General features: G+C 55.2%; 3 protein-coding genes and 1 pseudogene. All 4 read right to left on the reverse strand.

The window, feature by feature from the left end; genetic code table 11:
• Positions 1-909, reverse strand: a 909-nt coding sequence (gene cysG, locus AB7E14_RS22505) for a siroheme synthase CysG (RefSeq protein WP_428169991.1), incomplete at its 3' end; no start/stop codon positions are given.
• An 11-nt stretch (positions 910-920) separates the two neighbouring features.
• Positions 921-1,730 (reverse strand): nitrite transporter NirC, encoded by an 810-nt coding sequence (nirC, locus tag AB7E14_RS22510; RefSeq protein ID WP_316962327.1) that lies wholly within the window; start codon positions 1,728-1,730, stop codon positions 921-923.
• Positions 1,731-1,866: 136 nt separating this feature from the next.
• A complete protein-coding gene (gene nirD, locus AB7E14_RS22515) occupies positions 1,867-2,193 on the reverse strand; it encodes a nitrite reductase small subunit NirD (RefSeq protein ID WP_042998403.1) in 327 nt (108 codons plus the stop codon).
• Positions 2,190-2,732 (reverse strand): annotated as a pseudogene (locus AB7E14_RS22520) (nitrite reductase (NAD(P)H)); the annotation flags it as partial. The pseudogene AB7E14_RS22520 and the gene nirD, both read right to left, overlap by 4 nt.

The following is a 2,732-nucleotide window of genomic DNA, read 5'->3' on the forward strand; positions in this document are numbered from 1 at the left end:
GTCACCGCCTTTCAGACGGACGACACGTTTGCCCTGTTGCGCTTCACGCAGCAGGATTTGGTTAATTTCCTCCTGCGGCACGCAGTGATAACCCGCGCGTTTACCGACAAACACACGGTCGGCGTCGCGACGCACCAGGTCCATGATATCGTCAGACACCAGACGGTCATAGACCACCACATCGGCCTGCTGGATCTGCTGCAACCCTTTTAGCGTCAGAAGTCCGGCATCGCCAGGGCCTGCGCCCACCAGCACCACTTCACCGCGATGATCCAACGGCTCGCTGAGCATCTGCTCGGTGGTTTCTTCTACCGCTTTATGGTCGGCATTCGCCAGCGACTGTGCCAGCCTGTCGTTAACAAACAGCTTTTCCCAGAAGCGGCGACGTTCACCCATCGTGGCAAACTGTTTTTTCACCCGGGAACGAAGTTGCCCGGCGTAGTGTGCAACCTGACCTAAATGTTGAGGTAAAACGGATTCCAGTTTTTCACGCAGCAGACGGGCCAGCACCGGTGAGGTGCCGCCGGAAGAGACCGCCACCATTAGCGGTGAACGGTCGATAATCGATGGCATGATGAAACTGGCGGCTTTCGGCGCATCCACGACGTTACAGAAGATGCGGCGGGATTCTGCGGCATCGCTCACGCGCTGATTCACCGCATCATCATCGGTCGCGGCTATCGCCAGCCAGCACGGGTCGAGAAGGGCTTCATCAAACGGTCCTTCCACCAGCGTCAACATGTTTTCATTTGCCCATACGGTGAACTGCGGAATAAACGCCAGCGCATTAACCGTTAAACGAGCGCCTGCTTCCAGCAGTAACCGTGCTTTGCGTTCTGCGACATCACCACCGCCGACAATCAGACAGTCGCGGTCGCGTAGTTGACAAAATATAGGCAAATGATCCACGACATTACCCCTTAATTATTGGCTGTAGCCTCAGTTTGGTTGATTTTTGCCGGAGCAGGTCGCTCCGATTTTGGCGTAGCATACCAATAACCTAACCCCATGAACACGACACCGGACAAAGTATTGCCGAGTGTTACCCACAGCAGGTTATGACCAATCCCCGCCAGGGTATAGGCTTCGCTGTGGTGACCGAACCAGGAGAGGGCGAACAGCGTCATGTTGGCAACTGAGTGTTCATAGCCGGACGCGATAAACGCCAGCAGACACCACCAGATAGCGATAAATTTCGCAGCGCCTTCAGTACGGATCGCCATCCAGATTGCCAGACAAACCAGCCAGTTACACAGCGCGCCTTTGAAGAACAGTACCGTTGCCGGCGCCGTGGTTTTCGCCAGCGCGACCGAGTGTACGATGCTGGTATCGACCGGTAGCAGGCTACCGCCACCCCAGTTGTACAGCAGCGCGACGAACACGGAACCCACCAGGTTACCCAACCAGGTCTGCGGCAAAATCGCCCACATCTGTCCCTGGCTGATGGTGCCCGCTTTGACGCCAAGCGTCAGGAACATCGTGTGACCGGTAAACAGTTCGGAACCAGCAATAATGACCAGCGTTAAGGCAATCCCAAAGGTCGCGCCCATCACCAGCGGACGCACGGACGGATCGAGTAAGTTACCGAGAGTGAAAATCAGGATGATACCGAGGCCAACGTAAGCCCCTGCCATCGCAGAACTGACCCAGAAGCCGAGCGGGTTATTTGCCGACAGGCGTGCGATGCGCGCAGCGTTAGCCGCACATTTGTTAATTGTATCTGTGAACATGACTGTGATTACCCATAAAAAATGAAATAAAAACGTAACCGTAGGCCGGATAGGCCTTTATGCCGCCATCAGACCTACGAAAAAAACAGGACTGCCAATACGTTAAAAAGGGAGGCGTTGCGCCTCCCGAAATTCATTAACTGCGCAACTGCACAATGCCGTCTTTTACCCGCGCGTCGTAGTGCGCCACGGAATGACGTTCATCCTCCATACACAGGCCGTCGCTCAGGCGAAAGCGCTGTTTTTTCAACGGGCTGGCGACCCACAATTCGCCCTGATGTTCCGCAATCAATCCGCGAGACAGCACGCTGGATTCAAAGAACGGGTCGATGTTGCTGATCGCAAACACCTGGTCGTTGTGATACGGACGAAAAATAGCGACCTGTTCCTCACCTAACAACGCGCAGACGCCGGTTGCGGGCAGGATGTCATCAATGTGGCAGATGTTTGTCCACTGGCTCATGCGTTTTCCTCCACCAGAGTGACCGGGATGCGTTCATACGGCGTGGCCGGACGATGCTGTTCACGTTCAGGCACTACCTGGACGTTCGGATCGCGTTTATCGCTGTTGATAAAGTGTCTGAAACGCGTCTGGGCAGATGGCGTGTTGACGGTTTCCGTCCACTCGCAGACTACGGCTTCGCGCAGACGGGCCATCTCTTCTTCCAGATGTTCGTTCAGACCTAGTTTGTCATCGATGATGACGGAACGCAGATACTCAATGCCGCCTTCCAGGTTGTCTAACCACGGGGCGGTACGGGTCAGTTTGTCCGCCGTACGGATGTAGAACATCATGAAACGGTCGAGATATTTGAGCAGCGTTTCACGATCGATATCCGCTGCCAGCAGATCCGCATGACGCGGTTTCATCCCGCCATTACCGCAGACGTACAGGTTCCAGCCTTTCTCGGTAGCGATGATACCGACGTCTTTGCCCTGGGCTTCGGCACATTCACGGGTACAGCCTGAAACGCCGAACTTCATCTTGTGCGGGGTGCGAAT

This window comes from Citrobacter sp. (assembly GCF_050252275.1).
In the GTDB taxonomy this organism is placed as follows: domain Bacteria; phylum Pseudomonadota; class Gammaproteobacteria; order Enterobacterales; family Enterobacteriaceae; genus Citrobacter_A; species Citrobacter_A amalonaticus.